The organism is Methylocystis sp. (genome assembly GCF_050251305.1).
GTDB lineage: Bacteria > Pseudomonadota > Alphaproteobacteria > Rhizobiales > Beijerinckiaceae > Methylocystis.
The window spans coordinates 60,048-67,057 of record NZ_JBFWNB010000016.1; the positions used below are offsets into that span (position 1 = coordinate 60,048).

Sequence of the window (7,010 nt, forward strand, 5' to 3'; positions counted from 1 at the left end):
CCGGATAAAGGCTGCGCGCTCAGGCGAGCGTGGCCTGCCTGGTGAGCGTCGCGGCCATCTGATCGCCCTGATCGAGCGCCGCGATCTGCCGGTCGAGATCGCCGACGACGCGCAGCGCGAAGGGGCCGACATGCAGATACAGCCCCGTCATCAGCACCACGCATTCCAGAGCGGATGGATTATTTCTCGCGCAGGACAGGAACAGCGGCCAGAACCTCGCCGCCACCTTCGGGCGATTGATCGTCATCCACCAGCTCAAGCGAAAGAGAAATGTCACGTCCCGAGCGAGCGCGCGAAAATCGGATGGAGCGCTGACGGTTGGCCGGCGCAGCGCGCGACCGACCGTCGCCAATCGGCCAAAGAAGGCGTCCGGCGTGTAGATGCTGTCCAGGACGTCCCTGTAGTCCTTGAGAATCTCGCGCCTCGGACGCAGCGGCGCGAAGTTCAGCCCCGCCGTGCACTGATCTCCCCGCTCAGGCAGCGGCGCGTCGAAGTCGGCGGCGAGACGCCCCTCGGTCGCCAGGCGCCGCGTCAATTGCGTGTTGGGAAGCGCCGTCAACAGGCCGACCATCGCGATCGGGAGACTGGTCGCCCGGATGCAGTCGATCATCCCATCGGCGACTCCATCGCCTTCGGAGTCGAAGCCGACGATAAAGCCGGCGAGCACGAATATGCCCGCCGCATAGATCTTGAAGATGCTTTCCTCGAGGCTTCGTCGCATGTTCTGCTTCTTCTGCATCGAAAGAAGCGTGTCGGCGTCCGGACTTTCGACGCCGACGAAAATGACGAAGAAATTAGCCTCTCTCATCATCGTCAGCAGCTGCGCATCGTCGGCGAGATTGATTGACGCCTCGGTCGAGAATTTGAACGGGTAGCCGCGCTTCTGTTGCCAGGCCTTCAAGATCGGCAAAAAGAGCTTCAGCGCCTTCTTGTTGCCGATGAGATTGTCGTCGACGAAATCGACGTGGCCCCGGTAGCCGAGCGCATAGAGCCGGTCCAGATGCGCAATCATCTGTTCGTTGGTCTTGCTGCGCGGCGTCTGACCATAAAGTTCAATTATGTCGCAGAACTCGCAGTTGAACGGGCAGCCGCGCGAGAATTGCACGCCGATGAAGAGATAATGCGCGAACGTCAGGAGATCGTAGCGCGGCAGCGGACTCCTCGTGACGTCGGCCTGGAATTTCTCCGCTTCGAAGACGCCCCTGCGATCGCCGCTTCGCCAGGCCGAAACAAATTCATCAATGATGCCCTCGGCTTCGCCCAGGACGAGAAAATCCGCGGATCGATAGGCGTCCGGACTTGAGGTGGCGTCGGGTCCTCCAACGCAAACAGGCCTGCCAAGACTTTTGCAGCGCTCAATGATCGCAAGCGCGTCGAGCCGTTGCGGGAGCATGCCGCCCGTCATCACCAAGTCGGCCCAAACGATGTCTTTTTCTTCGAGCGGCTCCGCGTTGCGGTCCACAAGCTTGAACTCCCACGTCTGTGGAAGCAGCGCCGCGACCGTCAGCAGGCCGAGCGGCGGCGCGGGACAGCGCGCGCCGACCGCCTTGCAGGCGGCCTCGAAGCTCCAGAAGGAGTTTCGGTTAAACAGCGGAAAAACGAGAAGGACTTTGGTCGGAGCGGCGGACAAGCGATCCTCCTCTTTCAGTCAAACGCGTTGATCCAGAACAATCCGGCGGCGCGAAACGGCGCAGCCACAAGAGACGTCGCATCACGCAATTCGTTACGGGACTGACTTGATCGCCAAGGATTTAGCAGCGCATTACGACACGACGCCGATATTGACGTCGCGCGCCTCGGCCCTCTCGAGTCTGGTTCCCCGTAGCAAACTGCGCGCTGGCGAAAGAGTAGGCAGAATGCGCGCCAACGACTTCACACGGGCAAAATCCATGCCCGTCGCAACCGCGCTGACCTGAACGCCGAGCAGGACGGGTGCGCGCGCGCCGCGTCGTCCTCAGCCGCCTTCGGCTTTCGCGAGTCTGTCGAAGACTCGCAGCACCAGCGCGCGCTTGTCGAAATTGAACACTTCGGTCTCGCGCGCGGCGTCGTGAATCTCTTCCCAGGCGCTGGCGTAGCGCGCCAGTCTGATCGGCGCGGCGCCGGACTGCGCGAGCGCCCGCACGCGGGAATCGAGATGGCGCTGCGTCGCGCCCATGAACGTCTCATAGGCCGCTTCATTGTCGCGGCCGGTGAGCTTGTCGGCGAGCATATGCGCGCCGAGCCAATCGACCTGCGGCAGCCGGTCGAAGAGTCGCCGCACGGCCGCGTCGAAAGCGACGCCGTCATCGCCGAGCAGCCTCAGCGCCTCGCGCACCGAGCCTTCAGCGCGCGCGGCGGCGACGAGCAGATCGGACTCCGGCGCATCCGACCAAGGGGCGCCGAGAGTCTTGACCGCCGCGATCGTGTCTTCCGGCGACAGCGGCGCGAGCATCAGTCTGCGGCAGCGCGAGCGGATTGTCGTGAGAATGCGGCCCGGCTGATGCGCTACGAGCAGAAACAGCGAGCGTTCGGGCGGCTCTTCGATCAGCTTCAACAGCGCATTGGCGCTCGCGCGGTTGAGATCGTCGGCGCAGTCGACGATCGCGATCCGCCAGCCGCCCGTCCCCGACGCCTGATGGAACGCTTGAATGACCTTGCGCACGTCCTCGATGCGGATTTCGGTGAAATGCTTCTTTGTCTTCTCGTTCCAGGCGCGGCGCAGCAGAAAGATGTCGGCGAGCGCCATTGAGGCGATGCGGCGCGCCGCCGGATGGTCTTCAGCGACCGCGAGGCTTTCGGCCGACTGAACCGCCGATGCGCCGGGTTCGGGATGGGCGAGGAGAAATCGCGCCAGGCGCCAGGCGAGCGTCGCCTTGCCGACGCCTTCCGGCCCGCCGATGATCCAGGCCTGCGCCATCTTGTTGCGGCGATAGGCGTCGAGCAGCTCGCGTTCCGCCTCCGCCTGGCCGAAAAGCGCCAGCGTCTCCCGCGGATGCGGCGCGTCGTCGTAGCGGTCGCTCTCCGGGCTGCCGTCTTCGCGGCTCATTGCGCGGCTTGCGCGGCATGCGCAAGAAAGCGGTCGTGGACGATCGCGCGCACGGCGCGGGCGACGTCGTCGACGGATCGGGCGGCGTCGATGACGCAGCAGCGTTCCGGTTCGCTTTCGGCGATGTCGAGGAACGCCTGCCGCAGCGCCTCATGAAAGGCCGGCGTTTCGCGTTCGAAGCGATCGAGCGCCTCGCCGCTGTTCCGCCGCGCCGCCGCCCGCGCGAGGCCTTCGCGCGCCGGCAGGTCGAGGATGATCGTCAGATCCGGCCGCGTGTCGCCCACCGCGGCCCTTTCGAGCAGCGCCAGCGTTCTCGCGTCGACGCCGCCCTGCGCGCCCTGGTAAGCGCGCGTGGAGTCGGCGAAGCGGTCGCACAGCACCCAGCCGCCGCGCTTCAGGACCGGCGCGATCAGCGTCTCGACGTGATCGGCGCGCGCCGCGGAAAACAGGACCGCCTCGGCGAGGGCGCCGAGCGGCGCGGCGCGTCCCGAAAGCAGGAAGCGTCGCAGCTTTTCGGCTTTCGGCGTGCCGCCGGGTTCGCGCGTCGTCGCCACCTCCAGGCCGCAGTCGCGCAGATGTTCCGCGAGGCGCGCCAGCTGCGTCGACTTGCCGACGCCTTCGCCGCCCTCAAAGGTGATGAAATGGCCTTGTTCCGGCCTCGCCTGGAAGGTCATTTCTTGCCGGACAATTTCTTGTGAATTGCGGCGGCGGCGGATTCGTAAATAGCGTCGAAGGCTCGTCGCGGCAGCGATCCCTGCTCGATCGATTCCGCCGTTTGCAGCGGTTGTTCGAGCACCACGGCGTTTCCGCGCTTCACCTCGAGGCGGCCAACCGGCTTTCCTTCTTCGACCGGCGCCAGGACCGGACCCTCGTAGACGATCTTGCCGAACAGCCGCTCCGTCCCGCCGCGCGGCAGGAGCACGCGGATGTCGTCCTTCGCGGTCAGCTCCACCGACCCCTTTGTTCCGCCATAGACCTGCGCCGGCCCGACGGTCTCTCCGGCCTTGAACAGCTCTTTTTCCTCGAAATTGCGGAATCCCCATTGCAGTAGTTTCCGCGCCTCGTCAGCCCGCTCCTTTGAACTTTTCGCGCCATAAATGGCGACGATAAGGCGTCGGCCTTCCTGCGCGGCCGAGCCGATCAGGCCATAGCCGCTGGCTTTGTCGATATTGCCGGTCTTCAGGCCGTCGGCGCCGAGGCTCATCGTCAGCAGCGGATTGCGGTTCTGCTGGCGGATTTTGTTCCAGGTGAACTCCTTCTCGCCGAAATAGCCATAGTACTGCGGATAGGTCTTGATGATATGCGCGGCGAGCTTGGCCATTTCGCGCGCCGTCACTTTCTGGAACGGCCCGTCCTTGCCCCAGGGATTGCCGAAGCTCGATTTGACGAGGCCCAGTTCGCCCGCGCGCTTGTTCATGCGCATCACGAAGGCTTCTTCCGAGCCCGCAAAACCTTCGGCCAGCGTAATCGCGGCGTCGTTGCCGGACTGGATCACCAGACCGCGAAGGAGATCCTCGACGCGGGCGTTGCTGTGGAGCGGGAGGAACATCGCCGAGCCGCCGGCCGGCGCGCCGCCGGTGCGCCATGCGTATTCGGAGACGGTGAACTGGTCGTCGAGCTTGAGATTGCCTTCGGCCAGCGCCTGAAAGATCAGTTCGGCCGTGAGAATCTTCACGGTGGAGGCCGGCTTCTGGAAGTCGTCGGCGTTTTTCTCGAACAGCACGGTGTTGGTGCCGGCGTCGATCAGAATCGCGCTGGGGACGCTCGTTTGAATGCTCTGGGCGCGCGCCGGGGGCGCGCAGAGCCCTGCCAATGCGAACAGGGTCAGGATCAGATGTCGCATGGGAATTTTCGGCAAGGGCGCGCTCCCCTTGTGGACGCCGCGCAAGCGGCAATGCGCGGAGAAGATGGCGCGCGCAGCCGAAAATTGCAATCGCGGCGTCGGTCCGGTCAGTTTGCTCTGACGGAAGAGTTCAGCGCCTGTCGGATGGCGCTCCGAGCCGAAGCTTGACGGGCGCCGAATTGCGCCGGCCGCACTGGCGGCAGCGGCGCGGCCGCCGCCTTGGCCTTTCGCGCCGAAGCGACTGGCTTTTCGTCTATCTCGACCTCCTCGCGCGATGGCGGAACCGGAGCGCCGGCCTCCGGCGACGCATACGCCAGCGCCTGATAGTCTGAGGCCTGCGCGTTCTCATAGGCGACGCGGGCGGAAAGTTCGGCGGCTTCGGCCGATCCGTAGTAGTCCGACCGACGCGCCGGCTCCTCATTCGCGGCGGTCATCACCGCCGGCGGGGCGTCAAGCTGCGCGGGCCGGCCGTCGTCGCGCAGCGTGGCGAGGAGCTTGCCGTCGTCGTCGCCGTCGAGATCGGCGCGACCGATCCAGTCCACTTTCACCCGCGTCGTGCCGATGTGGTGGAAATCAAGCGCCTTCGCGACGCGCTGCGAGACGTCCATCACGCGTCCGCCGTGATAGGGGCCGCGATCGTTGACGCGCACCACCATCGACCGATCATTGCGCAAATTGGTCACGCGCGCATAGCTCGGGAGCGGCATCGTCGGGTGCGCTGCGGAAATCGACGCCATGTCGAAGACTTCGCCGTTCGCGGTGCGGCGGCCGTGGAAATCCGAGCCGTACCAGGAGGCGGTCCCGACCGCCGTATAGGGCTTTTCACTGGGATAATAGGTGCGGCCGGCGATCTTATAAGGCTTGCCGACCATGTAGGTCCCGCCGCCTTTCGGCACCTCTTCGCCCTCGGCGATCACCCGCGGGCTGGGGCGCACGCCGTAGCGCGGGTCGATCTGGCCAAGGCCGCCGAGGCTGGCGCCGCCATGGCCGCCGGAGGCCGAGCATCCGGCGAGCGCGCCAATGCACAAGAGCGGCAGGAGCCTGGCGAGGAGTCTTGAAGAGCGAGCGATGCTGTGCGGCGAAAAAACAGCGTTCCTGTTCTTAAGGTCGACAGATCGCATCCAGACGGTCCTTGCCACCATTCTTCGAACCCGCTCCGACCTGCAGACGAAGAAGCGTTGCGCAAGGGCGACGCATCTTTCATTGCCGGCGCGACGTGAAGCCGCCACCGGCGCGACCCGCGGAGTGTCTCGTTGATGTGTAAAGTTGGCGTTAAACGCAGTTACGCTCGCGTCAGCAGGCGTCCGGAATGAGACCAAAATGCGACAGTCGCGCTTTGAATGCGTGCGCGAGCGGATAACAATGGCGAGTGTGGCTACGGCGCCACAGTCGCGCGGCCCTCATTGAACGCAGGCGAGGTCGACGATTCGCGTCTCGACGCGCTCCACGCCGCGAAAGACATTGCCCGACAGCCGCGCGGCGACGTGAAACCGCGCGCCGTCTCCGCGCAGCAGCGCGGCGCCGAGCGGCGAATGCGCGGCGCGGAAGGCGATGGCGTCGACCGTCGCGCCGTCGCGCGACCGCAAGCGGGCGCGCACATGATCGGCGCCGACGATCTGCGCGAACGCCACCTGCTGCTCGGGAAGCGCGAACAATGGCTCGGGGTTCCCCTGCCCGAACGGGCCGGCGCGTTCGACGCGTCGCAGCAGGTCGAGAGAGATCCCGCGCCCGGCGAGCGCCGCGTCGAGAATGAGCGCGTCGTCGTGGCGGGCGACGTCGACGGCCGCCTCGAGCGCATCGCCGAGGAACGCGCGAAACTCGTCGAGCCTGTCGCGCGCCAGGGTCACGCCGGCCGCCATGGCGTGTCCGCCGCCCTTGACCGCCAGGCCGAGATCGACGGCGCGACGGACCGCCGCGCCAAGGTCGACACCACTTAAACTTCTACCTGAACCAGTTCCTAATTCATTTGTAAAAGCAATAACAAATGAAGGTATATTAAAGCGATCCTTTAAGCGTGACGCGATCAGTCCCGCGACGCCTGGATGCCAATCCTCGCCTTCGACCACGAGGCATGACAATCGAGTGGATCGCGCCAATTGCGCCTCAGCCTGCGCGATCGCCTGTTCGAGCGTCGCCTTCTCG

6 protein-coding genes are annotated in these 7,010 nt (G+C 65.3%); all 6 read right to left on the minus strand.

Annotated elements, in window-relative coordinates; genetic code table 11:
- Positions 1-19 precede the first annotated feature (19 nt).
- Entirely contained in the window at positions 20-1,630 is a 1,611-nt protein-coding gene (locus tag AB7F41_RS07820) for a B12-binding domain-containing radical SAM protein (protein ID WP_428380999.1), read from the minus strand.
- A 324-nt stretch (positions 1,631-1,954) separates the two neighbouring features.
- Positions 1,955-3,025: a DNA polymerase III subunit delta' gene (locus AB7F41_RS07825; protein WP_428381001.1), complete on the minus strand. Its 1,071-nt coding sequence runs from the start codon at positions 3,023-3,025 to the stop codon at positions 1,955-1,957.
- Positions 3,022-3,699 (minus strand): dTMP kinase, encoded by a 678-nt coding sequence (tmk, locus tag AB7F41_RS07830; protein WP_428381003.1) that lies wholly within the window; start codon positions 3,697-3,699, stop codon positions 3,022-3,024. Before tmk ends, AB7F41_RS07825 begins: the two co-directional genes overlap by 4 nt.
- Positions 3,696-4,868: a D-alanyl-D-alanine carboxypeptidase family protein gene (locus AB7F41_RS07835; RefSeq protein WP_428381005.1), complete on the minus strand. Its 1,173-nt coding sequence runs from the start codon at positions 4,866-4,868 to the stop codon at positions 3,696-3,698. The genes tmk and AB7F41_RS07835 overlap by 4 nt, the downstream gene beginning before the upstream one ends.
- 107 nt (positions 4,869-4,975) lie before the next feature.
- A complete protein-coding gene (locus AB7F41_RS07840; protein ID WP_428406500.1) occupies positions 4,976-5,896 on the minus strand; it encodes a septal ring lytic transglycosylase RlpA family protein in 921 nt (306 codons plus the stop codon).
- Positions 5,897-6,268: 372 nt separating this feature from the next.
- A partial coding sequence (locus AB7F41_RS07845) for a DHHA1 domain-containing protein (protein WP_428406501.1) occupies positions 6,269-7,010 on the minus strand: 742 nt, incomplete at its 5' end.

Coding starts and splice junctions, on each gene's coding strand:
- AB7F41_RS07835 (WP_428381005.1), bottom strand. CDS start 4,868: ATGCGACATCTGATCCTGACCCTGTTCGCATTGGCAGGGCTCTGCGCG.
- AB7F41_RS07825 (WP_428381001.1), bottom strand. CDS start 3,025: ATGAGCCGCGAAGACGGCAGCCCGGAGAGCGACCGCTACGACGACGCG.
- tmk (WP_428381003.1), bottom strand. CDS start 3,699: ATGACCTTCCAGGCGAGGCCGGAACAAGGCCATTTCATCACCTTTGAG.